The 25,599-nt window shown below is 70.1% G+C and carries 21 protein-coding genes, 2 pseudogenes and 1 riboswitch; of the genes and pseudogenes, 12 read left to right on the top strand and 11 right to left on the bottom strand.

Annotated elements, in window-relative coordinates; all coding sequences use genetic code 11:
• Nucleotides 1-139 precede the first annotated feature (139 nt).
• Nucleotides 140-2,368 carry a heavy metal translocating P-type ATPase gene (locus DNL40_RS12315; protein ID WP_218926060.1) on the bottom strand — a complete coding sequence of 743 codons (2,229 nt, stop codon included), beginning with the start codon at nucleotides 2,366-2,368 and terminating at the stop codon, nucleotides 140-142.
• 163 nt (nucleotides 2,369-2,531) lie between these two features.
• Between DNL40_RS12315 and DNL40_RS12310 the strand changes: the two genes are divergently transcribed.
• The 4 genes from DNL40_RS12310 (at nucleotide 2,532) to DNL40_RS16485 (ending at nucleotide 5,379) form a co-directional block, all read left to right on the top strand.
• On the top strand, nucleotides 2,532-3,122 hold the full coding sequence (locus tag DNL40_RS12310; RefSeq protein WP_111251552.1) for a CueP family metal-binding protein: 591 nt from the start codon (nucleotides 2,532-2,534) through the stop codon (nucleotides 3,120-3,122).
• An 86-nt stretch (nucleotides 3,123-3,208) separates the two neighbouring features.
• Complete coding sequence (locus DNL40_RS12305) at nucleotides 3,209-4,897, top strand: FAD-dependent oxidoreductase (RefSeq protein ID WP_111251551.1); 1,689 nt, start codon at nucleotides 3,209-3,211, stop codon at nucleotides 4,895-4,897.
• Complete coding sequence (locus DNL40_RS12300) at nucleotides 4,894-5,169, top strand: metal-sensitive transcriptional regulator (RefSeq protein WP_111251550.1); 276 nt, start codon at nucleotides 4,894-4,896, stop codon at nucleotides 5,167-5,169. The genes DNL40_RS12305 and DNL40_RS12300 overlap by 4 nt, the downstream gene beginning before the upstream one ends.
• Before the next feature lie 60 nt (nucleotides 5,170-5,229).
• Nucleotides 5,230-5,379, top strand: coding sequence for a hypothetical protein (locus DNL40_RS16485; RefSeq protein ID WP_179951058.1), 150 nt, complete (start codon nucleotides 5,230-5,232; stop codon nucleotides 5,377-5,379).
• A 150-nt stretch (nucleotides 5,380-5,529) separates the two neighbouring features.
• On the opposite strand, the gene DNL40_RS12295 is transcribed toward DNL40_RS16485, so the two are convergent.
• Nucleotides 5,530-5,931 carry a four-helix bundle copper-binding protein gene (locus DNL40_RS12295; protein WP_111251549.1) on the bottom strand — a complete coding sequence of 134 codons (402 nt, stop codon included), beginning with the start codon at nucleotides 5,929-5,931 and terminating at the stop codon, nucleotides 5,530-5,532.
• A 453-nt stretch (nucleotides 5,932-6,384) separates the two neighbouring features.
• Nucleotides 6,385-6,540: riboswitch (cyclic di-AMP (ydaO/yuaA leader) on the top strand.
• Nucleotides 6,541-6,626: 86 nt separating this feature from the next.
• On the opposite strand from DNL40_RS12295, the gene DNL40_RS12290 reads away from it, so the two are divergent.
• From DNL40_RS12290 to DNL40_RS12280, 3 genes are all read left to right on the top strand, one after another.
• A complete protein-coding gene (locus DNL40_RS12290) occupies nucleotides 6,627-7,322 on the top strand; it encodes a C40 family peptidase (protein ID WP_245885890.1) in 696 nt (231 codons plus the stop codon).
• 384 nt (nucleotides 7,323-7,706) lie between these two features.
• On the top strand, nucleotides 7,707-8,231 hold the full coding sequence (locus tag DNL40_RS12285) for a M15 family metallopeptidase (RefSeq protein WP_179951068.1): 525 nt from the start codon (nucleotides 7,707-7,709) through the stop codon (nucleotides 8,229-8,231).
• 38 nt (nucleotides 8,232-8,269) lie between these two features.
• Nucleotides 8,270-8,803, top strand: a complete 534-nt coding sequence (locus DNL40_RS12280) for a M15 family metallopeptidase (protein WP_245885889.1) — start codon at nucleotides 8,270-8,272, stop codon at nucleotides 8,801-8,803.
• A 142-nt stretch (nucleotides 8,804-8,945) separates the two neighbouring features.
• Here the strand turns inward: DNL40_RS12280 and DNL40_RS12275 are convergent, their stop codons facing one another.
• From DNL40_RS12275 to DNL40_RS12255, 5 genes are all read right to left on the bottom strand, one after another.
• The gene (locus DNL40_RS12275) at nucleotides 8,946-9,644 is read right to left on the bottom strand and encodes a cation efflux transmembrane domain-containing protein (protein WP_111251564.1); all 699 of its coding nucleotides are present in this window, start codon (nucleotides 9,642-9,644) and stop codon (nucleotides 8,946-8,948) included.
• Nucleotides 9,641-9,988, bottom strand: a complete 348-nt coding sequence (locus DNL40_RS12270) for an ArsR/SmtB family transcription factor (RefSeq protein ID WP_111251563.1) — start codon at nucleotides 9,986-9,988, stop codon at nucleotides 9,641-9,643. Before DNL40_RS12270 ends, DNL40_RS12275 begins: the two co-directional genes overlap by 4 nt.
• Before the next feature lie 107 nt (nucleotides 9,989-10,095).
• Nucleotides 10,096-10,968 carry a hypothetical protein gene (locus DNL40_RS12265; protein WP_111251545.1) on the bottom strand — a complete coding sequence of 291 codons (873 nt, stop codon included), beginning with the start codon at nucleotides 10,966-10,968 and terminating at the stop codon, nucleotides 10,096-10,098.
• Nucleotides 10,965-11,732: a DUF2637 domain-containing protein gene (locus tag DNL40_RS12260; RefSeq protein ID WP_146252096.1), complete on the bottom strand. Its 768-nt coding sequence runs from the start codon at nucleotides 11,730-11,732 to the stop codon at nucleotides 10,965-10,967. Before DNL40_RS12260 ends, DNL40_RS12265 begins: the two co-directional genes overlap by 4 nt.
• On the bottom strand, nucleotides 11,729-12,205 hold the full coding sequence (locus tag DNL40_RS12255) for a hypothetical protein (RefSeq protein ID WP_111251543.1): 477 nt from the start codon (nucleotides 12,203-12,205) through the stop codon (nucleotides 11,729-11,731). Before DNL40_RS12255 ends, DNL40_RS12260 begins: the two co-directional genes overlap by 4 nt.
• Before the next feature lie 238 nt (nucleotides 12,206-12,443).
• Here DNL40_RS12255 and DNL40_RS16640 point away from each other — a divergent pair.
• The 4 genes and pseudogenes from DNL40_RS16640 to mobF form a co-directional block, all read left to right on the top strand.
• Nucleotides 12,444-12,836: pseudogene (locus DNL40_RS16640) on the top strand (class I SAM-dependent methyltransferase); the annotation flags it as partial.
• 309 nt (nucleotides 12,837-13,145) lie between these two features.
• Nucleotides 13,146-13,301: pseudogene (locus tag DNL40_RS17025) on the top strand (CGNR zinc finger domain-containing protein); the annotation flags it as partial.
• 138 nt (nucleotides 13,302-13,439) lie between these two features.
• The gene (locus DNL40_RS16800; RefSeq protein WP_245885887.1) at nucleotides 13,440-13,898 is read left to right on the top strand and encodes a hypothetical protein; all 459 of its coding nucleotides are present in this window, start codon (nucleotides 13,440-13,442) and stop codon (nucleotides 13,896-13,898) included.
• Nucleotides 13,899-13,903: 5 nt separating this feature from the next.
• Nucleotides 13,904-18,997, top strand: a complete 5,094-nt coding sequence (gene mobF, locus DNL40_RS12240) for a MobF family relaxase (RefSeq protein ID WP_146252094.1) — start codon at nucleotides 13,904-13,906, stop codon at nucleotides 18,995-18,997.
• Nucleotides 18,998-19,559: 562 nt separating this feature from the next.
• Here mobF and DNL40_RS12230 read toward each other — a convergent pair.
• The gene (locus DNL40_RS12230; protein ID WP_111251540.1) at nucleotides 19,560-20,195 is read right to left on the bottom strand and encodes a TetR/AcrR family transcriptional regulator; all 636 of its coding nucleotides are present in this window, start codon (nucleotides 20,193-20,195) and stop codon (nucleotides 19,560-19,562) included.
• Between the two features lie 86 nt (nucleotides 20,196-20,281).
• Here DNL40_RS12230 and DNL40_RS12225 point away from each other — a divergent pair, with 86 nt between their 5' ends.
• Entirely contained in the window at nucleotides 20,282-21,703 is a 1,422-nt protein-coding gene (locus DNL40_RS12225) for an MFS transporter (protein ID WP_111251539.1), read from the top strand.
• A 153-nt stretch (nucleotides 21,704-21,856) separates the two neighbouring features.
• Here the strand turns inward: DNL40_RS12225 and DNL40_RS12220 are convergent, their stop codons facing one another.
• From DNL40_RS12220 to DNL40_RS12210, 3 genes are all read right to left on the bottom strand, one after another.
• On the bottom strand, nucleotides 21,857-22,330 hold the full coding sequence (locus tag DNL40_RS12220; protein ID WP_111251538.1) for a hypothetical protein: 474 nt from the start codon (nucleotides 22,328-22,330) through the stop codon (nucleotides 21,857-21,859).
• A gap of 125 nt (nucleotides 22,331-22,455) precedes the next feature.
• Entirely contained in the window at nucleotides 22,456-24,744 is a 2,289-nt protein-coding gene (locus DNL40_RS12215) for a heavy metal translocating P-type ATPase (RefSeq protein ID WP_425450780.1), read from the bottom strand.
• A 279-nt stretch (nucleotides 24,745-25,023) separates the two neighbouring features.
• Nucleotides 25,024-25,410: a four-helix bundle copper-binding protein gene (locus tag DNL40_RS12210; protein ID WP_111251561.1), complete on the bottom strand. Its 387-nt coding sequence runs from the start codon at nucleotides 25,408-25,410 to the stop codon at nucleotides 25,024-25,026.
• Nucleotides 25,411-25,599 lie beyond the last annotated feature (189 nt).

The following is a 25,599-nucleotide window of genomic DNA, read 5'->3' as shown; positions in this document are numbered from 1 at the left end:
TCGGTAACCCACGACTTTCATAGCGAGGCCCCGTCCCAGCGACCCAGGGCTACGCCCCAGACCCCCATACCGTCTGATCACGACGATGGGCCGGACCGCCCTCGCTCGCGGCGGTCCGGGCCATCGCCACGCTGCGGCATCATGGGCCCACGGCCACGCAGCACGCGGGCCTCGGACGCACTAACCGGGGGGCCCCAACAGCGGCCTGCGGGCTGAGATCCATGCGACGCAGCAACTGGGCGTTGGCTGCCACGACGATCGTCGAGGCCGACATGAGCAAGGCACCGATCTCCATGGGGAGGACGAAACCGACCGGTGCGAGCACACCAGCCGCGAGCGGCACGGCGGCGATGTTGTAGCCGGCGGCCCACCACAGGTTCTGCTTCATCTTGCGGTAGCCCACTCGAGACAGCTCCATAACCGACAGAACCGAGCGCGGGTCGTCGGAGGCGAGAATGACGCCGGCCGAGGCGATCGCGACGTCGGTGCCTGCACCGAGGGCCACACCGACGTCAGCCTGGGCCAGCGCGGGTGCGTCGTTGACGCCGTCGCCCACCATCGCCACGGTGCGCCCCTGCTGCTGCAACTGGACGACCTTCTCGCTCTTGTTCTCGGGTCGCACGCCCGCGAAGACCTGGTCGATGCCGAGGTCGGCCGCCACGCTGCGAGCAACCGCCTCTGCGTCGCCGGTGATCATGACGACGCGAACATCCGATCGGTGGAGCGCCTCGACCGCCTCGCGCGACTCTTGCCGCACCTCGTCGGCTAGCGCGATCGCCCCGGCGACCTCACCATCGACCAGAACGTGCAGCACGATCGCACCGTCCCGTGCCCAGGCAGCCGATCTCTCCAGAGGGTCAAGGCCTCGCTCGTCCAGCAGGTTCGGGCCGCCCACCGCGACATCATGGCCATCGACGGTCGCGCCGACACCGACCGCGGTCGAGGCCTGGAAGTCCGCAGCGTGCGGCACGTCAAGACCGCGTTCATGTGCGGCCCGGAGGATGGCACGGGCCAGAGGGTGCTGGCTGTCTGTCTCAGCGGCGGCTGCAAGAGCGATGAGCTGGTCCTCGTCCCGTTCGACCGCGACGACGTCTCGCAGCACCGGCTCGCCCTTGGTCAGGGTCCCCGTCTTGTCGAATAGCACCGTGTCCACGGTGCGCATCCGCTCCAGGGAGCCGCGGTCCTTGACGAGGACGCCGGCCCGAGCGGCGCGCTCGGTGGAGATCGAGACCACCAGGGGGATGGCCAAGCCCAGCGCGTGGGGGCACGCGATCACCAGCACGGTGATCGCCCGGATGACGGCAGCACTCGGGCTACCGACGGCGCTCCAGACGGCGACGGTGATGACGGCGGCGCCCAAAGCGAACCAGAAGAGCCACGCAGCCGCCCGGTCAGCTAGGAGCTGCGCGCGCGTGGTCGAGGACTGCGCCTCGGACACCAGGCGCTGGATGCCGGCCAAGGCGGTCTCCGCGCCGACCGCGGTGACCCTGATCCGGATCGCGTTGTCCGTCGCGACGGTGCCGGCCACCACATGGTCGCCCGACTGCCGAGGCACAGGTCGCGACTCGCCGGTGATCATCGACTCGTCCACGTCTGTGCCGCCCTCGACGACGTCTCCGTCGGCGGGCACACGTCCGCCCGGACGCACCGCGACGACGTCGCCCACCGTGAGATCAGACGGCGCGACCTTGATCACCTCGTCGCCCACGACCTTCTCCGCCTCGTCCGGAAGCAAGGCCGCGAGCGAGTCGAGCGCCGAGGACGTCTGGGCGAGCGAGCGCATCTCGAGCCAATGCCCGAGGAGCATGATGACGACCAGCAGAGCGAGCTCCCACCAGAAGTCGAGGTCGTGGGAGAGCAGCCCCAGGGTGGCGCCCCAGGACGAGAGGAAGGCAACGGTGATCGCCATGCCGATCAGGAGCATCATCCCGGGCTTGCCGCTGCGCACCTCTGCGACCGCTCCGGTCAGGAAGGGCCACCCGCCCCACAGATAAACGACGGTGCCCAGGAGCGGCGAGACGGCCGCTGCGCCCGGGAAGGCCGGCACGACATAGCCCAACAGGTCGGCGAACATCCCGCTGAACAGGACGGTCGGCACGGAAACAGCCAGCATCAGCCAGAACAGGCGTCGGAACATCGCAACGTGATCTCCGCCATGACCGCCATGACCGCCATGACCGCCATGACCGCCGTGACCTTCGTGGCCGGTCCTGGCCTCGTGAGCCGGTGTTCGTACGTGAGCGTCGCAACTGGTGTTGTCCCGAAGTCCGTTCGCCTCGTGGTCGGGTGCGGCCTCGTGCTCGTGGTGGTGCACCACGTGCTGTTCCACGCGGGCACCGTGCTCCTGGGGCATCCTCGGCGCAGCCATGTGAACTCCTTCCGATCCAGGTCGTGCATACCCCCTAGGGGTACCCTGCCACAACAGCGCTGAACACAACTTGTTCCCCGTGAAGGCAGACCGATCTCCTCGCGGAATCAAGCGGATCGGTTGGCGCGGCGGCGCCTTCCTCCTTGTCTCATAGCCTGTCGGCATGAGAAGACTCGCTCCCGGTGCCAGCATTGCCATCGTCCTGCTCTTGGCCGGATGCGCCTCTCACGAGGCCCCTGCGGCCGACGCGGCCGACGACCAGCAGGCGACAGTCGCCAGTGAGATCCTCGTCGACCACGGACTGTCGGGACTGGATGGACGGGAGATGATCGACCGTCTGGACCGCGTCCCAGTCGACGACCGGGATCCCGGGTTGATGGCTTCGGTCCGGGCCGACGAGCTGCAGCTCACCGACGAGGAGGGGCGGTCCACCACGCTGCCGCTAGTCGGGGACGAGTTCTACCTCTCAGTGGCGCCGTATGTCAGCGCGACCCACGACTGCTACTACCACTCGCTGACCACGTGCCGAGGAGAGCTCGGTGGCAAGGACGTCGAGCTCACAGTCGCTTCCGCCGACGGAGAGGTACTCGTGGAGCGGACGGGCAGGACCTTCGACAACGGCTTCCTCGGCCTATGGCTCCCTCGCGACATCGACGCCACGCTCACCGTCACGTACGACGACAAGACCGCGACAGGGCCCATTTCCACACGCGCCGACGACCCGACGTGCCTGACGACGATGCGCCTCACGTAGTCACGAGCCCGAGCAACCTCGGGCCCGACGCGCAACCGGCGACATCGCAATTCGCGCGCAAACCCCCGGGGGTATACGCTCGTGCGATGAAGATCGTGATCGTTGGAGGCGTCGCCGCGGGCATGAGCTGTGCCGCGCGCGCTCGGCGTCTGGACGCGAGTGCGGAGATCGTCGTGCTCGAGAGGGGTGAACACGTCTCGTTCGCCGGGTGCGGGCTGCCGTATCACGTCGGCGGGGAGATCGGGTCGTCTGAGCAGCTCCTCGTCCAGACACCGACGTCGCTCCGGGCAGCGCTGAACCTGGACGTCCGGACCGGCCACGACGTCGTCGGGATGGACCCTCAGGCGCGGACGGTGCGGGTGCGCACCGCTGGCGGCGAGGAGACGGTCGGCTACGACGCACTCGTGCTGGCGCCGGGGGCGCGGGCGGTGCGTCCGCCGCTGCCAGGTATCGACTCTCCGCGCGTCCGGACGCTGCGCACGGTGGCCGACGCCGTCGCGCTGCGTGGCCGGGTCGACGACGGCGCGCGTCGTGCCGTCGTGCTGGGCGCCGGCTTCATCGGCCTTGAGGCGGCCGAGCAGCTCGCGCAGGCGCGGCTGGAGGTGACCGTCGTCGAGCTCTCACCGCACGTGCTGCCGCCGCTCGAGCCCGAGCTGGCCGCAGTCGCCGCCGCGGAGCTGGAGCGGATCGGTGTCGCCCTCCACAACGGTACGGCTGCCACGGCCGTCGAACCCGGTACGGGCGAAGACGTCGTCGTGCTCGGCGACGGTACGCGGCTGCCCGCGGACCTGGTCGTGCTGTCGGTGGGGGCGCGCCCCGACACCGCCATCTTCGAGGCCGCGGGTCTCGAGTGCGAACGTGGCGCGATCCGCGTCGACGAGCACGGGCGCACCAACCTGCCGGACGTGTGGGCCGCCGGTGACGCCGTCGTCTCCACCGACGCCGTCACCGGGGTGCGACGACCCGTCCCGCTGGCCGGAGCGGCCAACCGGGCGGGGCGGCAAGTCGCCGACGCGATCCTGCGCCACGACACCGCGCGGCCGATCCCGACCTCGCTCGGGACGGCGATCGTGCGCGTCGGGGCCCTGGCCACCGCCATGACCGGCGCCAACCGCGCCGCGCTGGCGCACGCGGGCATCGCGCACCACACCCTGCACCTCCACGCCAGCCAGCACGCCGGCTGGTACCCGGGCGCGAGCCCTGTGCACCTCGTCGTGCACTTTGGCCTCGACGGATGCCTCCTGGGCGCCCAGGCCGTCGGGGCCGACGGCGTGGACAAGCGGATCGACGTGCTGGCCACCGCGATCCGCGGCGGGCTGACAGTGGACGATCTCATCGATCTCGACCTGGCCTACGCACCACCGTTCGGCGCGGCTAAGGACCCGGTCAACCTCGCCGGCATGGCGGGAGCGAACGTGTTGGACGGGACGCTGCGAGTGTGGCACGCGGCAGACCTGGACGACGTCGTGGCATCCGCCCTGGTGGTGGACGTGCGCAGTCGTGCGGAGTTCGCCTCCGGCCACGTGCCCGGAGCGCTCAACATCCCGCACACCGAGCTGCGCGAGCGCCTCGGCGAGGTGCGCGACGCCGCCGCCGGGCGGGCCGTGCGCGTGCTGTGCGGTTCCGGCGTCCGCTCCCACATAGCCCACCGCGTACTCACCCAGGCCGGCTTCGACTCCGCATCGCTGTCCGGCGGCATGCTCACGCTCAGAGCCACGCTCGGCCCGCAGCAGGCCGCCGACCGGCTCGTCACCGAGGAGGTTCTCGTCCCATGACGCCCGATGCCGACGCACAGCGGAAGATCGTCAACCGGCTGCGCCGCGCCCGCGGTCAGCTCGACGCCGTCATCACCGCCGTCGAGACCGGGGGCCGCTGCCGCGACGTCGTCACCCAGCTGGCCGCCGTCTCCAGCGCGCTCGACAAGGCCGGCTTCGCCATCGTCTCCACCGCCATGCGCGACTGCATCGCAGATCCTGACCAAGCCGCCGAGGCCGAAGACGGTCTCACCACCGAGGAACTCCAAAAGCTCTTCCTCATGCTCGCCTGAGCCCACCACTCCCCCGCACCAACCAACCAGCGAAGGGCCCAGACACCCATGTGCTACCCCGTGACCTGCAAGACCTGCGGCAAGACGACCTGGGCCGGCTGCGGCCAGCACGTCGCCGACGTTAAGCGCACCGTCCCCACCACCCAGTGGTGCGGCGGTCACGAGAATCCCGCGCCGAAGGGATTCTTCGCCCGCCTCCTGGGCCGCTGAGCGTTCTGGCCGCCGACGTTCACCTCCCGTGGGGAAAGCGGGGCGAGCCGATCGGTGCCTGACATGCGTTACGCCGCGGCGATCACGCCGCCCCTGTCGCAACTGCGTCCCGGACTCGCGCCGGGGAGGGCTGAAGCGCCCCTGTGGCTCTCACCCGATGACCGCGAGAAGCTCGTGGCACGCTGCCTCGCAGCGTCGGCAAACGTCGGCGCAGATCCTGCAGTGCTCGTGCATTGAGGCGTGCGCCTCGCACTCGTCGCCACACGATCGGCACGCTTGTGCGCAGGCCTGCAGTTGGGCGCGAGTGATGTTGGCGTCATAGCCGGTGTGTCGGGACAGGACCCGAGCGGTGGTGTCGCAGATGTCGGCGCAGTCGAGGTTGGTGCGGATACACCGACGCAACTGGTCGATCATGTCCTCGCTCAGGCATGCGTCCGCGCACGCTGTACACGTTTGTGAACACTCGAGCGCCGCCTCGATGACTGCGGCGAGCATCCTGCGGTCGAGATTGATCTCGGCGGGGTAGGTCTCCAGCATTGCGGTCGTCTGCATGGCGTGCTCCAGGTCCTTGGTCGGTGGCGACGGCAGCGAGCAACCCACGGTGCCTGGCCGTCCGGACCCCTTCGAACGTAGTCGTGACGGTTCCAGTCGCATCCCGGTGACCGACGCCATCGATGAAGGTTCGATGAAGCCGTTCTGGCCCAACCGAGACCCGATCGACGGGCCCGGATGGTCAGGCGGCGTGCGCATAGCCGCTCGGCCCCTCCCCCTAACGACACGCCTCCATGGGTGAATCCGCACGTCACGGGGACTGCCCGACCCGACTTCACGGCACGTGCCGGCGGGTCGCCGTCCACTGGCAGCCGCAGCTCTGGGACACCCGTTCCCTCACTCAGCCGCCGTTATCGCTCCGTGACACGCGCCGCGCTTCGGGATAGCGTCCACGCATCCCGCTCCGGTCCCCGGTGCGGGACGACCCGGCGGGCGCCGAACCCTGTCACCGCCACGGGTTGCACAACGGATCCGATGACAGGGACGGGGGACCCACTTCTGGGCATCGCGAGATGCCCTCGGGGGTGAAGCCGCGCAGCATCTTGGCGGCCGGGTCAGTCTCCGACCCGAACCCGACAGCTAACCTCGCAGGCGCCTAGGAGATGACGTTGAGCATGCACGCTGCTGGGCGCCACCGGGCTGCCCGTCGGCCCGTCACACCGCTGACGCCGATCACGCGGGAAGCCGCCGCCCAGGTGGGCGCGATCGCCCGCAAGGGTGCCGTCGCAGTCGCCGGCTCCGGTGTCCTGCTGTCGATCGTCGCCGCCCCGGCTGACGCCGCGGTGCGTACGGCCGACGCGAAGGCGCTGAGCACATCGACTGTGGATCAACTGTCGAAGGTGGCGCGCGACGCGCTGCAGGCGGCACCCGTGGTGGCCGTCGCCCCGGAGGCCAAGGTCTCGGTCGAGTCGGTCACCGCCGAGGGCGTCGTGCCTGTCGAGGTGACCCCGGCGCCGAAGCCGAAGCCTCAGGCCGCGCCGCGCCACCTCGCTCCTGAACCGGCGGCCATCGACGAGGACGAGGACGATGCTCCCGCTCCCGCCTCAGCGCCGTCCGCGAGCGGGTCGGCGATCGTCGCGATCGCGATGCGCTATCTCGGTGTGCCCTACCAGTGGGGCGGAAGCACTCCGGCGGGGTTCGACTGCTCGGGCTTCACGTCGTATGTGTTCGCGCAGGCCGGCATCACCCTCCCCCGTAGCTCCTCGGCTCAGCGCTACGCGGGGACCGTCGTCTCCCGTGCCGAGGCGCAGCCCGGCGACCTCATCTGGAGCCCGGGCCACATCGGCATCTACGCCGGTGACGGCATGCAGGTCGAAGCGCCCTCTCCTGGCAAGTCCGTGACGTACCGGTCGATCTGGCAGGACGATCCGACTTTTATCCGAGTCGGCTGACGAGCGATGCGACACAGTGCACGGCACATCCAGGCCGCCACGAAGCCGGAAACGTCACAGAAGCGCAAGGGTAGACACTCCGCCACGCGGACCCGGCAGTGGCCCGCAGCGGCCACGATCGCCGTCCTCCTGGTGGGTGGGACTGCGACGGTCTCGGCGACCGCTTCAGGCTTCGCGGTCCCTTCTGAGGCAGCCGACACCGAACAGGCACGAGCTGTCACGGTCCCCGGTTCGACGACCCCCGGCGCAAGCGAGCCTGCAGACGCCCCGTCGGCTGCCGATCGCGCCGAGCTGACCGCCTCACGATCCCAGGAGCGCTACCCCGCAGGAAGCGGTGCCTCCGAGCCGTCGCCGTCGTTGGCACCAGAGCCCACTCCAGAGCCTGTGAATCCGAGCCCCGAGCCGGTCGAGGTCGCCCCGGCCCCCGAACCCACCCCCGCCAACCCGTTCCCGCCCTATCCGGGCTGCGACGGCGTCGTCACCGAGCCGGGCACGAACGGGCGTGTGCCGGCCAGCGAGTTGTGTGACATCTGGCAGGACCCGTTCCATGTCCGTGCCGATGCGGCCGTGCGGCTAGAGCCGCTCAACGATGCGTACGAGAAGACCTTCGGCGAGCCGCTGTGCCTTACTGGCGGATACAGGTCGTACGAGGAGCAGGTGAGGCTCAAGAGCCAGAAGCCAACGCTCGCCGCGACGCCGGGAAGATCCAACCACGGGTGGGGACTGGCGGTGGACATCTGCGACTACTCCTACGCCGGCGAGCGATGGGACTGGCTCAAGGAGCACGGCCCGGAATTTGGGTGGGACAACCCGCCCTGGGCCCGTCGTGGCGGGGAAGGCCCATACGAGCCCTGGCACTGGGAGTACACCGAGGCGGTTGACGCACTCCGGGCGCAGGGACTGGAGTAAGGGAAGGCATGGACGGGATCACAGCCATCTCGCAGCGCGTGAGCGAGATCCGCGCCCTGCTCGGCGCGTCGACGATCTCCCGGCCGCAACCCACTGAGACGAGCGACGGTGCCGGCTTCGGCCAGGTGCTCGACGCCGTCATGGCGCAGGGCGCCGCCTCAGCGTCGGTGCGCACGGCGGACGGCGTGCCAGCGGACCTCGCGCGATATGGGAACGGGCGCATCCCCGCGTCCGCGCTAGAAACGGTCGACGGCACCGCGCACAGGCTGTGGGCGCCTGCCGCGGGAAGCCTCGAACAGCTCATTGAGGCTGCTGGCACCGACGGGGTCACGATAGGAATCACCGACTCCTACCGGTCGTATGAGTCCCAAGTCGACGTCGCGGCACGTAAGGGTCTGTACTCCCAGGGCGGGCTTGCAGCCGCGCCAGGGACGAGTCCGCACGGCTGGGGAGTCGCCGTCGACTTGAGGCTCGACGCGCGGGCACAAGCGTGGATGCGCGTCAATGCGGGGAGCTACGGCTTCGTGGAGGACACCCCACGCGAGCCGTGGCACTGGGTGTTCAAAGGCTGAAGTCGCGAATCCCTAATCGCTTCCACGGGCGATCGTGCGAGCTCGCGCGAAACTGGAGCAGTCCTCTGTCCGCGTTGTGCAGCGGGGCGAGTTGGCGAAGTCCAGGTGATCGGCCGTGTGTGGTCCGCGGATGGCGGGACAACTAGCAGCAGTCACAGCCGGGTCCGCAGCAGTTGTCGTCGGTCTGGCCGACGAGTTGGGCGACTGGGGTGCAGCAGGTGTCCCCGTGCCAGGCTTCCCCGCCTTCCCGGACGGCGAAGGCGGCGATGACGATGGCGGCAACGGGGTCGGTCCACCACCAACCCAGGGTCGAGTTGAGCAGCAGCCCGACCAGTAGCACGCCCGACAGGTAGGAGCAGATCAGGGTCTGCTTGGAGTCCGCGACGGCGGACGCCGAACCGAGCTCGCGACCGGTGCGCCGTTCGAACCAGGACAGCCCGGGCATGACCGCCAGGCTGGCCGCGGCCAACACGATCCCCGCCGTGGAGTGCTCCGGTGCGCTCGCGCTCAGCAGCGCCCGCGCGGCGTCGACTGTCACGAACGTTGCCAGGCCGAAGAACGAGATCGCGATCAGCCGCATCGCGGTCTTCTCCCGGGCCTGCGGGTCGCGTCCGGCGAACTGCCATGCGACCGCCGCAGCGGACAGCACCTCCACGACTGAGTCCAGACTGAACCCGACCAGGGCGCTGGAGGAGGCGACGCGCCCGGCGGTGATGGCCACGACGGCCTCGAGCACGTTGTAGGTGATCGTCGCGGCGACGATCCAGCGGACGCGGCGGGCCAGGACGGCGCGGCGTGCATCCGACATCGGAGGCGGTGCAGGAAAACCGATGACGGTCATGCGCAGGTGCACTCCGGTCCGCAGCAGCCCGGGTCCACCGCGAGCACTAACCCGAGAAGGTCGCCCAGTGCGGGGGCCAGGCGCTGGTCGGCGAGCCGGTACCAGACGCGCCGACCGTCCGGGACGGACTCGACCAAACCGCACCCGCGCAGGCACGCCAGCTGGTTCGACATCACCTGTCGCGACACGCCCAGCGCATCAGCCAGGTCCGACGGATAGGCAGGTGCCTCACGCAACGTCAGCAGAATCCGAGTACGGGTCTCATCCGACAGCGCATGCCCCAGCCGCGCCAGGGCCGCTATGTGGGTCAACGTCACGGTCTCGCGCGGCACCTCAACGGTCATGGTCCAACAGTACATGGTGCTCTGTATTCATGAACCGCTGTAGCAACGTCCGGCCACGTCTGAGTGCGACGGTCCCGATCTCGTGGGCTGCCTTGACGAAACGAGGACTATGCAGCTCGGGCAACCTCGGCCCCACGGCTTGCTGAGACCCACACGAGCAGGCCGGCCGCGGCCTCTCGGCGGGCCGACTGCGTTCGGCCGAGGTGCTCGACAAGGCCGGCGCACACTAGCGCTTCAGCATCGAGCGGCTGGTCGAACGCCGTGCGCTGCTCCACCCACCACGTCGTCAGAGTCGAGGTCGCTTTTACCAGGGTGGCGAACAGGCCGAGGGAGACGGCGACGCTCGGCTGCAAGGGGTGGCCCGCGTCGATGCGGGCAAGGGCCCACGGCCGCCAGTCGACTCGGCAGCGGCGCACGATCGCGCGGATCACCGGCGTGCGCCCTGCGGCACGTGCTTCAAGTGCGGCTGCGACGTCGGCGCGCAGAGCTGGCGAGTGGTTGCGTTCGATGGCGGCGCTGATCGTGGCCCAGGCCGCGTCCCCGAGCTTGGACTCCACGAGAAGCCGCAGCCCGGCGAGCGCATCCAACCGCGGGTCAACGACGCCCGGCTCCGCGAGGCCATCCAGCATCGGAGCGACCTCGCTTCTGCGGACGTGTGTGGTGCGAGCGGCCTTGATGCGCTGGGCGATGAGGTTGCGGGCGACGGCGAACGTCCAGCGCCGCTGGTCCTCTGCGCACAGCGGCGCCCACTGAGCGCGCTTCGTCCACAGGATCTCGGTGACGTCACCGACAAGTTCCCCTGTCGCGCTGGCAAGGTCGCCGAGCTCGTCACGCATGACGGCCGTGGTGCCAGCGGTACGGAGACGGCGGCGCACGTAGCCCTCGACGTCGGCGGCCAGTGTGATGATGAGTGCTCCGGTCTCGTCGCACGTCTTGACGTCCTCTACACCGGGCGTCGGCGCTTCGGTCACCGTGGTCATGCTTGCGCCTCCTCCGTTCCCGTCTGCCCGCGTAGGTCTCGTAGCCATCGGCGGCCGGTCGCTTCTGAGCCTGCGAACCCGGCCTCGACGACCATCCGTCCTGTCGGGCGAACCCCGGCCTTGTTCTGAGCGGCCACCCACGCACCGAACCCGTCGACCTTTCCGTCAGCGAACCGGTCGCCGTCGAGATCTGGCGTCGGCGCGATGGACGCGACGATCGCGCCAGACGCCGGCCCGCCGACGTCGGCGGCCGCGATCTGCGCCCTCGTGTTCGACGTCGCCTCGTCGTCGGAGGTGACAACGGCGACGGCGACCGGTTCGACGGCTCGGTCCTGGTCGTGTTCCTCGCCGCGGCGCACAGCGATGAGGACGAGCATGTGGGTCGTCAGCAGCAACGACAGCGACGGGACCGAGGAGAACAGGGACGCGACCGGCCGGGAGAGTTCCATGTGCCCGACGGGCACGGGCTCGGCGTGCAGGAAGTTCCCGGTCCAGGACGCCACCGCGAAGACGATGAGCAGCACCCAGGCGTACCAGGTGCCGGCCGCGCCCCGGGCGCGAAACCGGAACGCGGCCCACGTGCCAAAGAGGATGACGGAGTCGATCGTCAGTGGGAACATCCACGCCAGCCGCGGGGCGATTCCCGAGGCGATGCCGACAGCCCGGAGCGCGGTGAACGACAGCGTGAACGCCATGACGGCCGCGACGGTGCACAGCAGCACGCCCGGCCACAGCGCTCCTGCGAGCGGGTGACGCCGGCTCACCGCGGCCTCTTCAGGCCCGCGTCGGCCGAACCCTGCCGTCGCTTGAGAAGACCAAGGTCGGCCGCGACGCGCTCGAGGTGCTCGATCGCCTCGGCGACCCCCTCGGCGGCGACGGCATGGACCTGCTCGCGGAAGTTGGAGTCGGTGACCCACTCGTCAGCGCCGACGATGTGCTCGGCGAACGTGCGCGCCGTGGCACGCAGCGTGGCGGCCTTGAGTTCTGCATGCTCGATGAGGACCTCGGCTCGCGTGCGCCCGGCCGGGCGCGGTACGGGCACGAGCGCGACAACGTCGCCGCTCGCCACCCGAGCGGTCGCGGGACGGCTCGCGGGCAGTCGACCGGCGGCGACCAGGGCGCGCTTGTGGTCCGATACGGTCGCCTGGCCGATACCCAAGTAGACGGCGATCTGCCGCTGCTTGAGTCCAGCGGCGAGCAAGGCGCGGATCTGTTCGCGCAGATCAGTCGAGTCCATCGAGGTTCCCTAGGCGCTGGCGGATACGTACACCAGGGGAATGCCCACGAAGTGGCCTCGGAGTAACAGCCGGATTCGGATACGCCCTCGGTGAAGTGCCGAACCAGGTGAAGGCAGCGCGCCTACTCTCGCTGGCGTGTCCCCCGGCCCCCACCGCGTCACAGGTCTCTGACGCCCACCGCCACCGCGAGATCGCCCAGTCGTTCGGCAACGTCGCCGAACGCTACGCCGGACCCGCCCCCATTACCCAGGCGAACTGATCGACGCGATCGCCGAGCGGTTGCCCGGCACGTCGCTGCTCGACGTCGGCATCGGCACGGGGGTCTCCGCGGAGCCGTTCGCCGATCGGGGCTTCACCGTGCTCGGCCTCGAGCCGGACCCGAACATGGCAGCGGTCGCCCGCGCCAAGGGGTTCGACGTCGAGAACGGCCGCATCGAAGACTGGGATCCTGCCGGGCGTACCCTCGACGGCGTGATCGCCGGCCAGACGTGGCACTGGGTCGACGCCGAGGCAGGCGCCGCGAAGGCAGCATCGGTGCTGCGACCCGGCGGGCTGCTCACATTGTTCTGGAACGAGGCCGCCCGTCGGCCGAGCTGGCCACCCAGTTCGCGGACGTGTTCGCGGCCCTGAACACCGGGCTGCCGTTCAATCCGTTCAGCGCGGCGACTATCCGACAACAAGACCCGCAGAAGTGGCTCGCGACTGACCTCTCGGAAAGTCCTCAATCCCCCAGGCACACCGACCCGCCACGACGCCGACCCAGGACAGCAGGACGACGGCAAGCAGCTCCTTCGAGCGGCCTCCCCAAAACGCCAAGACCTACGTCACCAAACTTCACGACGCGCCTCTTGCACCCGTGTAGATCAGCCCTCGCGGGCCGCGTCAGCCGTCAGCCGATACCGGCAGGCCGGTTCGGACGCGGTCAGCGAAGTGTCGGGCATGGAGAGAGGCATGGAGATACCTGCCGAGTCGCCGAGCGTTGACGCCGTTCGTCGGTGCGCAAACCCCGACTGCGAGAAGGCCGTCTCACCAGCGCGCGGCCCGCGCGCGAAGTACTGCTCGCGGACGTGTACGAACCGTGCGGCCGCACGCTCCCACCGGTCGCGGGCGCGTGGCCGCCGGGCTTGGGCACCCCCGTGCCCACACTCTTGTGAACGACCTGGGTGTGACCGTCTGGTCGACGGGGAGCGGCTGCGCCGCCGGGCGAAATTCTGCTCGTCGGAGTGCGAGCGAATGGCCCACTCGCGGCCGGCACCAGTCCATGCGTGCGCACGCGTTGGCTGCGGCGTCGCGGTCCCCGTCGAGCGCGCCCGACACGGTGGACGGTACTGCTCCGATCAGTGCGCGCGACTCGCTCGCCGTGAGCGCTCGACCGCGCACTCGAAGCGATCACGCGCGCTCGCCCGGCAGCGTTCGGCCGCTCGCCGTGATCGCGCGCTCGCCTCGCGGCTCGAGGCGCTCAGCGCAGATGCGACCGCGCGCATCAAGCAGCTCGAAGCGGGCACCGCCGCGATCGCCCGGGAGAAGGCCGAGCTCGAGGAGATCGCGCTCGGTCACGAGGCTGCCGCACGCGATCTCGCCGGCTGGCTGTGGCAGCTCGCGTGCGCGTACGGCGATCAGATCGTCGCCCATGAGCGCGTGCGCATGATCCTGACCCACTACCTGCCCGAGATTCGCGGGCACGGAGCGTGATCGCGATGACGATGAACCTCACGAAGATCTCCGCGACCGCTGGCGTCGCCTACCTGCTCAAGTCGGTCGTCCAGGCCGACGGCACCGAGCCCGTGGCGTCCGGCGCGGTCGCGTACTACACGCACCCGGGCACGCCACCGGGCCGATGGATGGGATCGGCCGTCCGGAGCCTGGGTCTGACCATCGGCGATGAGGCGACGCGCGAGCAGGCCGAGCGCTTGTTCTCCCGCTTCGCGCACCCTTTGACCGCCACACCCCTCGGCATCCCGCCACGCCAACTTCACGAGGCCCGTGCGCAGGAGTCACCCGAACAGGTCTCGGGGTTCGATCTGACGTTCTCCATCCCGAAGTCGGTGAGCGTCATCTGGGGTGTGGCCGACCCCGAGACGCGGGCGGCGATCATGAGCGCTCACCACGACGCGATCACGCGAGCGCTCGACTGGTTCGAGGCCGATGTCGCGTCCACGCGCTCAGGACGCGCGGGCGTGGCCGCGGCGAGCGTGCGCGGAGTGATCGCGATCGCGTACGACCACTTCGAGACGCGCGACGGCGACCCGCACCTGCACACGCACGTGGCCCTGGCCAACCGGGTGCGGCGCGATTTCGACGGCAAGTGGCTCACCCTCGACGGGCGGACCGTCTACCGGTCGGCGGTCGCGATGAGCGAACTGCACGAGAACGCGCTGCTCGACCTGCTCCATGAACGTTTGGGCATGGTGTTCGTCGAACGTGACCGGCCCGATGCGCGCTCAGGGCGTTCGGTCGTGGCCGACGTCGCCGGCTTCCCGCCGGATCTCGTCGACCGGTTCTCCTCGCGCAGGTTCGCGCTACGGCAGCGCCGCGAGGCGCTCGAGCGAGTGTGGCTCGCCGATCACCCCAAGGCCGACGTCGTGCCGCAAGCGGTCGGCGTCGCGCTCGACGCTCAGGCGTGGCGCGAGACCCGTAAGCCCAAGGACGCGATCGCGGCCTCGCTGACCGACCTGTCGCGCACTTGGCGGGAGCAGCTCCGCCAGCTCGGCGTCGACATCAAGAACCTCCTGGGTCGGGTCCTCGGCCATGAGCCGGCGCCGGCCGCCGCCGGGCAAGTCCGTGGCGACGTCGTCGAGCAGCTCGCCCGCCTGGCGATCGCTCACCACCTGACCGACGGCCCGGGTGTCGACCGCGAGCACCTGGCCCGTGTGACCGACGCCGACGTCGAGACGTGGCTCGCCGATCACCACGACGACGAGGTTCACGACTCGCTCGCGCACGCCGTCCACGACACCCTCGCTCGCCGTCGGGCGACGTGGTCGCGATTCAACGCCCGCGCAGAGGTCGAGCGCCTCACCCGCCTGGTCCGCTTCCGGCCCGCCGACCGCCAGCAGGTGATCGACGCGATCACCGAGGCGGCCCTCGCGTTGTGCGTGCCGATCACCCCGCACCGCTACGAGCTACCCACTGACGCAGCCGCCGACCCGCGCCTGGCGTTCGCCGGCCACACGGTGTTCGACAACCCCAACCTGCGGCTGTTCACCGCCCAAGAGGTGCTCGACGCCGAAGCGTTCCTCGCCTCCCTCCCCAAACATCACGCCGTATTCGTTGAGCCGGAGCGTCTCGCCCAGATTCTTGCCCACTGGTCCGAACCGCCCTTGGCCGAGGACCAGGCCGACGGCGTCCGGCACCTTGCCGGGGACCCGCACGCGCTCACCGCGCTGGTCGGCCCGGCCGGGTCGGGCAAGACGACGACGATGCGCGCGCTCCACGACGTGTGGACCGCAACTCACGGGCCGGGTTCGGTGCTCGGCGTCGCCCCCTCAGCGCGTGCGGCGCACGAGCTGTCAGCCTCGGTCGGCATCGACGCCCACACCCTCGCGATGCTGCTCGCCCGCAACTCCCCCGACGCTCGTGGCCAGCGCGCCGCGCGCCGGGGCGACCTCGCCGCCGCACTCCACGCACCGAGCCCTCGCAGGAGGGCGGCCGCCGCACGCGGCCTGGCCGCCCTGGACGCCGAGGAAGCCTCGTTCACCCTCAAGCCCGGCACCCTCGTCGTCGTCGATGAAGCCTCGATGTGCTCGACCCACGACTTGGCCGCGCTCGGGCACCTTGCAGTGGCGGCAGGGGCGAAGGTCGCGCTCGTCGGCGACCCGGCCCAGCTCGACTCCGTCGACGCCGGCGGCGTCCTGGGCTGGCTCGACCGGCAAGGCAAGGCCGCCCACCTGACCTCGCTGTTCCGGTTCGACGCCGCCTGGGAGGCCGCCGCGTCGCTCCGGCTGCGCGACGGTGACGCCACCGTCCTGCTGACCACCGACGGCGACGAGCCGCCCTCGTACGCCGACGCCGGACGCATCCGCGACGGCGAGACCGACGTCATGCTCGACAGCGCCTACGACGCCGTCCGCACCGCCCAACGCGCCGGGCGCACCGCCGTCCTGGTCGCCGCGACCAACGACCACGTCGCCGACCTCAACCTGCGCACCACCCTCGACCGCCGCCAGGCCGGCGAAGTCGACACCACCCGACTCGCCACGCTGCGCGCCGGGCAAGACGCCGGCGTCGGGGACCTCATCTACGCCCGGCTCAACGACTACCGCACCCTGCACGACAACACCGGCGTGGCCATTCACAACGGCGACCTGCTGCGCATCACCGCCATCGACGACCAGGGTTCCGCGACCTGTCGGCGCGTCGCCACCGGCGCACGCACCACTCTCCCGCCCGGCTACCTCGCAGCCCATTGCGACCTCGGGTACGCGCTGACGGCCCACCGCGCCCAAGGCATCACGGTCGACGAAGCGCACCTGTTCATCCCGTACGGCGCACGCATGACCCGCGAGCTGCTCTACGTCGCGATGACCCGCGGCCGAGCCAACAACACCGCCTGGGTCGGGCTGCCCGACGCCGCGGATCTCGCCCACGAGAACCGCTCCCCGTGGGAGACCGACAACGACGGCACACGGCGCCTGGTGATGACCACCGGCACGTCGATCCTCGCCCGCGCCCTGGCCGCCGTCGGCGCCGAACAGACCGCCCACGAGCAGCGCGACGCCGAGGTCGCCGCGCACACCAACATCGGGCGCCTGGTCGCCGAGCACGACGTGCTCGCCTCCCACGCCGAAGCACCCCGCCTCGCGGCGCACCTCGCCCGGCTCCACCCCGACATCGACTTCACTGGCTCCCCGGCATGGGACGCGCTCGTGTCCACCTTCCGCCACGCCTACGCCGTCAACCCCGACCGCGCCCAGCGGCTCCTGCGCATCCCGCCCACTCGCGAAGCACGCGGCGCTTCTCAGGGGACGCTCGGGCTATGGGACGCCGACCCCGAGGAAGTGCCACTCGCCGGTGACGGCGGGGCCAACAACGAGGCCACCAGCCACGTCGACCCGACGGCGATCATGCAGTGGCGTCTGGCCGCAGCCCTCGTCGACCCCGCACCCGTCACCGCCGACAACCCCACCTACGTCGCCGGCCTCGTCGTTCGCATCGATACCGACGACGCGCCGCTGGCGGACCTGGCCCGCCAGTCCGAAGCGCTCATCGCCCGGCTCGTCGCCGACCTCGCCCGGCAACTCGACCATGACCCGCCCTCCTGGGTGCTCGACGCCCCGCCCGCACCCGACCCAGACTCCGCACCGGAGCTGGCCGACGCGTGGCGGCAGGCAATGCTCGCCGTCGCGATCTACCGCGACACCTGGCACATCACCGCACCGACCCCGCTCGGCCCCGAGCCCGTCGGCGACCGCCGTCGCCTGCGGCACTACGAGCAGGTGCGGGATGAATTCGAGCACTGGCACGACGGCGGCACACGCCACTACCCCGACCTGTCCCGACCTATCGAGGTCGACCCCTACGCCGACATCGACTGGGACGCGCTCGACCCCGGCGACTACGACGCCGACGTTCCCGCGGACGCACGGTTCCTCGGCGCGGATGGCGAGCCGTGGTCAGACTCCGACGGCTGGCCGGACGACGCCGACTACTCACCTCCGCCGAGCACGCCCTCCTGGCGCGACGACGTCCGCGAACCCCACACCGCGGAACCCTCGGTCCTCGACCGGATCGCCGAGGCCAACGCCGCCGCCTGGGACTACTGGCAGACCTGCGCCGCCCACCCGTCGTCATGGGTGCCCGCCTACCTGACCGAGCGCGGCCTCGCCAGCGTCGTCCCGGCCGCGCACGCTCCCGCGGGCTGGACCACGACCATCGACCACCTGCGCAGCACGGGCTTCACCGACGACGACATCCTCGACGCCGGGCTTGCGACCCTCGCGCGCACAGGCCGGCTTGTCGACCGGTTCCGCGACCGTGTCCCCATGCCCGTCTACGACGACGCCGGGCACATCGCTGGCTTCACCGCCCGAGCCAACCCCGCCGAGACCATCACCCGGCCGGATACCCCGAAGTACCTCAATACCGCCGCCACCGCGGCATACGACAAGCGCCGATTGCTCTACGGGCTCACTCCCGAAGCCCGGCAGCGCCTGGCGGATGGCGCCACGCCCGTCCTCGTCGAAGGCCCTATGGACGCCGCGGCCATCGACGCCATCGGCCGCGACGACCTCGTGCCCCTGGCTACCTGTGGCACGGCCGTCACTGCGAACCACCTCTCGGCCATCGCCCGCGACGCCGGAAGCCTCGACGGCCTCGTTCTCGCGTTCGACGCCGACCCCGCAGGGCGCGCGGCGGCCGTCCGCCTGTGGTCGCTGCTCGGGCCCGCCGATGCTGGCCGCGTGCGGCAAGCGACCTGGTCAGGAGCGAAGGACCCCGGCGAGCTCGTCCAATCGGGCAAGACAGAGACTCTTGCCCAACCTCTTGCCCATCCGCGCCCGCTCGCTGCCGCGCTCGTCGATCACGAGATCGCGACGGCGTTCGCCCTGGACACGATCGAGGGCCAGGTTGGCGTCACACGGCGGGTGGCGAGGGCAATCGTCCCGACCCTCGACGCCGAGTCCATCGCCGCGGCCCAGGAAGCCCTGATCGCCGCCTTCGACCCGGACCCGCGGACCCATTCCGACACGATCGCCTACGAGTTCACCGACGCGCTCGCCCGCATCGACAGCGAGCACCCCGCTTCCGAAGCAGGGACACCCTCGGCCCCCTCTGCGCTGATAGAGCTGGGGTAGACGACTCAACGCCCGGCAGCTACGGCTGCTCCACGGGTGATTCCGGGAATCCGCTGGCCTGCACCTACGGGCGGAACCAAGGTGCGCTGGGCACAGCTCGGGAGTCCCACCAGGCACGCCCGCCCTAGGGCTTCTCCGGTCGTGTCGAAATGCCGCCCATGCGGTTCCTTGGCGGTCTCTCTGGCGTCGGGCCATCTATGTCACAATCCGGGCTATCGGCGTGGTGTTTGCGCTGGTCAGAAGTGGTCTTGCTCAGGAGCAGCGGGTGAGCTCATCCTCGATGACGGCTTCGAGCTCGGCTGCGCTGGGCAGCACACGATAAGCGTCTTCGGGCAAGCCCTTGTAGTCAGCGACCGCGACGGACGCGCTGGTGCTGGCGCGGGTCGGTGCCAGGGGTGGTATCGGCGCTTGTGTGGACGAGTGTCTCAGCTTGATCGGGGAAAAGAGGCCGGTGGCCGCGCTCTTGTTGACCAAAACATCCGGTTGCAGGCCAGTTCGCGCGTGAGGGTGAAGAGCTCGACGTCGACGTCAGCATGGGAGGTGTGCAGGGTCTTCGCGGCGCTCATCGATCTCGCTTCTGTGTGAAGGCGGGCAGCAGGATCGCGTCGATGAACCGTGGCGCGTCTTCGGGATCGAGCCGGCCGATGCGCACTTCCTCGCTGGCTCCGTTCATCACCACGTGCGTGGTGGTCAGCAGCCAGGACACCGGCAGGTCGACGCGGAAGGCGCCCTCGCGCTGGCCTCGCAGCAGCAGGCCGCGCATGCGGGCTTCGGCGTTCTCGTGGAGTTCGCGGATACGCGCGGCGGGCAGCTCCTTCTGTGCTGCAGCCAGCAGGGCACGGGATTGGTCGACGAGTACCCAGCTGGAGGCCACCAGTCGCTGGAACGCCGCAGCTGCCTCCCCGTCCAGGGGCACTTCGCTGAGGACATCTTCGCCGCGTTCGAGGCTGTCCATGAGAGCGGCTTCGATGAGTTCGGCGCGGTTCTGAAAGTGCCCGTACAGGGTCACGCGGCCGACTCCTGCTTCGGCGGCGATGTCCGCGACGGAGGCGTCAGGGTTCCTGCTGATCGCTGTCACGGTGCCCGCCAGAATCTTCGCCCGGTTGCGCTGGGCGTCCGCCCGTTGGTTGGCCGCGCGGCTGCCCGTCGCGGGGGTGCGCCGGGTGCCGCCGGACGCTGTCCCCTTCTTCGTCGGCACGCGTCACCTCACAAGTCGTACGGGAATGTATGAGATAGCGTACCCGTTGTATCTCGTACATCGCTGTTCTAGTTAGGAGATTCGTGATGACTACCCCTTCACCACCCGGCACCGTGGGCGCCTACCCGAAGCGCTGGCTGGCGCTCGGCCTGCTGGGCGCGGCCCAGTTCATGCTGATCCTCGATGTCACCGTCGTGGCGATCGCCCTGCCCCAGATGGAAGCCGACTTGTCGCTCTCGCGCGAGGCGCTGACCTGGGTCGTTACCGCATACACCGTCGCCTTCGGTGGCCTCATGCTCCTTGGCGGCAGGAGCGCGGACCTGTTCGGTGCAAAGCCCATCGTCTACACCGGCCTGACCGTCTTCGTCGCCGGTTCTCTGGCCGCGGGCTTCGCCGACAGCGGGACCGTGCTGCTCGCCGGGCGCATCGCTCAAGGTATAGGCGCAGCCATGCTCTCCCCGGCAGCGCTGTCGGTGGTCGTTCGCTTGTTCGACGGTGACGAGCGCAACCGCGCACTGGGCATCTGGTCCGCCCTCGGCGGTGGCGGAGCCGCCGTCGGGGTGCTGCTCGGTGGCCTGATCTCCGCCGGTCCTGGCTGGCCGTGGGTGTTCTTCGTCAACGTGCCCGTCGGCGTGATCGTCCTGATTGGCCTGCTGCGCGTGCTGCCGCCGCTGCCACCCCAGCCCGGTGCCCGCCCTCGCCTGGACGTGCTCGGGGCCATCCTGGTCACCGGTGCGACAGGACTGACAATCTACGCGCTGACGATCGCCGGCGAGACCGGCTGGACCGCTCCGCGCACGCTCGTGTTCGCCGGGATCGCGGTCGTGCTCTACCTGCTGTTCGGCTGGTGGCAGAACACCACCCGCTCTCCGCTGATGAACCTTTCCCTGCTCGGCCGGCGGCCGGTGTTCGCCGGAGCGTTCGTCCTCGCGACCGCCACCGCCCTGATGGTCGCGGTGTTCTTCCTCGGCACGTTCTACTTCCAGCAGTACGCCGGCTACGGGCCACTGGTCACCGGCCTGCTGTTCCTGCCCATCGCCCTGGCCACGATGGCCGGCGCCCAGATGGCGGGAAAGCTCGTCGGCAAGCTCGGTGCCCGCAAGCTCGGCGCGATCGGAATGATCGTGGGCGCCATCGGACTCCTGGTCCCCGCCCTGTGGTCGACCACCCTCACCACGACCGTCGGGATCAGCTTCGGCGCGCTCGGCATCGGCATGCTGTTCGTCGTCGCTTCGGTGACCGCCCTCGGCCAGGTTGCCCCTGAGGAGGCCGGTATCGCCTCGGGTCTGCTGAGCACCTTCCACGAGATCGGCGCATCCGTGGGCGTTGCCACCGTCTCCAGCATCGCGGTCGTCAGCCTCACCGCAGGCGGCGACGCCGGCTTCCAGCGGGCGTTCCTCGCCGTCGCCATCGGCGCGGTCGCGGCCACCATCATCGCCAGCATCGCGATCCCCGGGCGTGCACGGCAGGCATCACCGGCGCCCCACTCTTCGAGTGATACCCCTTAGGGGTTCGGGGAGACTCCCCCGCCTTGTGTTTCTGCTGGGCGGATTACGGCCACGACATCTCGACGCGATGGCCGCGGCCGCCGAAGCGCGCCTCCAAGAGCCGTCCTCCGGCTGTGCACCTTCCTTCCATGCTTCCCGGCGGACCGCGGGTGATCATCCGATGCGGTGCCAGGTCCCGTCGGGAGCCTCGAACTCGTACGCGGGCGCCTCGAAGTCGTCGGTCGCGAGAACGTCGAGGATCCACCTGTCAGGGTCGGCGGTGAGGATGCGCCAGGGTTTCCCGGGCCACCGGGTTCGCGCGGTGGTGACGCCCGGAGAGCGGATCGCGGCGAAATGCAGCCGCGGCGGCTGACCGTATCGTGCGGCCGCGCTGCCGACCTGAAACGTGTGCTCGGCGGTCAGGTCCAGCAGAGCGCTCGAGTCCTCCACCCGTACACCCGCACGGTCGGTGCACACATAGACCAGGGCCCAGTCACCGTGAGGGTCGGCTCGAACGAGAACTACTGAAGCCCGGCCGTGATGGCGGAGCGCGATGACCCTCCCGTCCGGCGGTGCGCCGTCGGCGGCGGTGCGGGCGCATTCGCGCGCCCCTACCAGGTCGATCTCGTCCCATGCGGGTTCCATCACGCCAGCAGCCTTCCACCGTGCAACCGGCTGCGCTACGTCCTGATGCTGACGTCGACGGCGGCGGGTTCGTCAGCAGGCCGTTCAGGGCTGGAGACGCTGTGCACGGGCGCCAGAAGGCGGGGTGGTCATGCGTGCACGTCCTTTCGTTCGGCGTCGTGGCTTGGTTCTCCGAGGATGGCCTGGGTGCTGGTCTCAGGGTGCAGGTCCAGGCGGCGTAGGAGCTGGGCGTTGAGGGCGACGACGACGGTCGAGGCGGACATGAGTAGGGCTCCGACGGACATCGGCATGACGAACCCGATGGGAGCTAGCACGCCGGCGGCGAGCGGGACGGAGATGAGGTTGTAGCCCGCGGCCCACCACAGGTTCTGCTTCATCTTGCGGTAGCTCGCCCGTGACAGCTCGATCACGGACAGCACCGATCGGGGGTCGTCGCTGGCCAGGATGACCCCGGCGGACGCGATGGCGACGTCGGTGCCGGCGCCGATCGCGATGCCGACGTCCGCCTGGGCGAGCGCGGGCGCATCGTTCACGCCGTCCCCGACCATGGCGACCTTGCGACCTTCGTGCTGCAGCTGCTGGACCTTGGCGGACTTGTCCTCGGGCCGCACACCGGCGAAGTAGCGTTCGACGCCGAGCTCGCGGGCCACGGACGCGGCCACCGCTTCGGCGTCGCCGGTGATCATCACGACCTGCACACCGCGCCGGTGCAGCGCGGTAACCGCCTCGCGGGACTCAGGGCGGATCTCGTCAGCCAGGCGAAGGGCCCCGGCGACGTGTCCGTCGATCAGGACGTGCAGGATGATGGCGCCCGACTCGCGCCACCGGTCGGTGACCGTCAGCTCCTGCGCCGATCGCTCGTGCAGCAGATTGGGCCCCCCGACCTCGACCTGCCGGCCCTCGACGGTGGCCCGGACCCCGACCGCCGGCGACGACTCGAAGTCTCGAGCGGGCGGGACAGACAGCTTCTTCTCGCGTGCTGCGCGGACGATGGCCCGGGCGAGCGGGTGCTCGGAGTCGGACTCCGCGGCCGCGGCCAGGGTGAGGACGGTGTCCTCGTCGTGGTCGCCGGTGGCCTCGATCGCGGTCACGGTGGGCTCGCCCTTGGTCAGGGTGCCGGTCTTGTCGAACAGCACTGCGTCGACGGTGCGCATGCTCTCCAGTGCGAGCCGGTCCTTGATCAGGACGCCACCGCGCGCGGCACGTTCGGTCGCGATGGACACCACGAGCGGGATGGCCAGGCCCAGGGCGTGCGGGCATGCGATGACGAGGACGGTCACCGTCCGGATCACCGCGGCGTCAGGCATGCCGAGGACGGTCCACGCCGCGGCTGTGAGCACCGCGGCGCCGAGGGCGAACCAGAACAACCACCCGGCTGCGGTGTCGGCCAGGCGCTGGGCGCGTGAGCTGGAGCTCTGCGCCTCGGTGACCAGGCGCTGGATGCCCGCCAGGGCAGTGTCCTGCCCGACCGCAGTGACCTCCACCCGCAGACCCGAGTCCGTCGCGACGGTGCCGGCCACGACGACGTCACCGCTGCCACGCCGCACGGTGCGCGACTCTCCGGTGATCATCGACTCGTCCATACTCGCGGCGCCGTCCACGATCCTGCCGTCCGCCGAGACCCTTCCGCCAGGGCGGACCACGACGACGTCACCCACGCGAAGGTCCGCTGGCGCCACGGTGACGACCTCGTCGCCTTCGACCCGCTCGGCCTCGTCCGGCAGCAACGCGGCCAGGGAATCCAGGGCCGAGGTCGTCTGCGCGAGGGACCGCATCTCGATCCAGTGCCCCAGCAGCATGATCACGATCAGCAGCGCCAGCTCCCACCAGAAGTCGAGCTGGTGGTCGAGCAGGCCCAGGCTCGCGCCCCACGACGCGACGAACGCGACGGTGATCGCCAGGCCGATGAGCAGCATCATCCCGGGCTTACCCGCCCGGATCTCCGACACCGCGCCCGTCAAGAAGGGCCGCCCACCCCACACATACATGACGGTGCCGAGCACCGGAGAGATCAGCCCCAGCCCCGGCACGTCGGGCAGCTCGTACCCGAGAACCATCGCGAACATGCTCGAGGTCGCAACGACCGGGACCGCGAGAACCAACATGATCCAGAACAGCCGGCGGAACTGCCCGACGTGGTCCCCGTGGTTCCCGTGACCGCCATGACCGCCGTGACCGCCATGTTCTGAATGCTGGTCGTGTCCAGCGTGATCCTGGTGATCGGCATGGTTCGAAGGTTGTTCAGAGACGGTGCCCTGCGCCCCGTGGTGCCCGGTGTGGGACTCCTCGTGGTGGACATGCTCGGGCGAGCCGTGCGGCGTGTCGCTCTCGCCGCTTGTCGTCTCGACCCCAGCCTGCCTCCGATGGAGCTGGCCGGCCAGGTTCGGTTCGTGCTCTTCATGACCGTGAGGCTTCATGACCGAACTTCCTCTCGAGATGCGACGGCGCGACCAGCACAACAGAATACCCCGGCAGGGTATTTCGTCGGCGAGGCCCGCGTGCCGTGGCCGATGCGCTCACCGCGCGCCTCGTCCCGAATGCCAGCAGCAGCGCCGCGATGAGCAGGCCCTCGAAGTCTGACCGGCGACCGGCGAACAGCGAAGTGACGGCGGGCAGTCATCGGGTGGCATCCCCGTCGACCCAACCACTGTCCAGAAACAGCTCCCCGAGCTGAGCTCTACGCGGCTCAGCCCAGCTCAGCCCAGCTCAGCCAGCAGTGCCCGGCATGCCTGCTCGCACGCCCTGCACGCTCGCGCGCACACCGCGCAGTGCTCGTGCATCTGTGCGTGCTGCTCGCACTCGGTCCCGCACGCAGCGCAAGCCGTCATGCACGCCTGCAACACCGCACGCACGAGTTCCAGGTCCGGCGACGTCTGCCGGCTCAGCACCGCCGCGGTGGTCGAGCACACGTCGGCGCAGTCGGCGTTGAGCCGGATGCACCGGCGCAGCTCGCCCACGTGCTCCTCGCTCAAGCACGCGTCCGCGCACGCCGTGCATGACTGAGCACACCCGAGGCACGCTTCGATACAGGCCACCAGCTCCGACGAGGGCGCGAACCCCTCGCCCGGAAACGTCTCGACCATCTCTCGCGTCACGCTCACGACGACCTCCTCGACCCACCGCGGCCGACCTGCCCGACCCCCGACGGTGAGCACCGATCCCACCGTACGAACCGCGCCGACCGCACGCCCGACACATCCGAGCACCCCGGCCTCACGGCGCGGGATTGATCCGGTGCACGCTCACCGATCCTGGGCGCGACCACGCACGCC

The sequence above is a fragment of the Xylanimonas oleitrophica genome (assembly GCF_003244315.1).
Classification (GTDB): domain Bacteria; phylum Actinomycetota; class Actinomycetes; order Actinomycetales; family Cellulomonadaceae; genus Xylanimonas_A; species Xylanimonas_A oleitrophica.
The sequence above is the reverse complement of the archived record's forward strand: the minus strand, read 5'-3'. Positions and strand labels throughout refer to the sequence as shown.